This is a genomic window from Polaribacter sargassicola, assembly GCF_021991835.1.
Lineage (GTDB): Bacteria > Bacteroidota > Bacteroidia > Flavobacteriales > Flavobacteriaceae > Polaribacter > Polaribacter sargassicola.
Genome location: NZ_JAHDAU010000106.1, coordinates 1 through 336 on the forward strand (window position 1 = coordinate 1; position 336 = coordinate 336).

1 protein-coding gene is annotated in these 336 nt (G+C 42.9%); it reads right to left on the reverse strand.

The annotated features are described in order from the left end of the window. On the reverse strand, positions 1-336 hold a 336-nt coding region (locus tag KI686_RS16040), incomplete at both ends, for a sulfatase-like hydrolase/transferase (protein ID WP_237590331.1).

Consider the following 336-nt stretch of genomic DNA (forward strand, 5'->3'; position numbering starts at 1 on the left):
AGGGTTACCCTTTCCGCTACCACCAACATTATAATCTATACCTTGCTTAGCCGGGTTGTTGCCTACGTGCCATTTGCCAAAGTTAGCAGTAATGTAACCGCCAGATTTTAACATTTGTGGTAAGGTGTAAATAGAATCGTGCAAATGCTTTGTGTTTTTTATGGGTATAAGTTTTCTGGTTTTTTTGTGGCCTCTATCGGATGGGCTAACAGTGTAAACACCATGTCTGGGAGTGTTTAAGCCAGAAATAAGACAAGCTCTACTTGGTGCGCAATTGGCAGCTCCCGCATACGCATTGGTGAAAACCATGCCCTCTTGAGCAAGTTTATCCAAGTT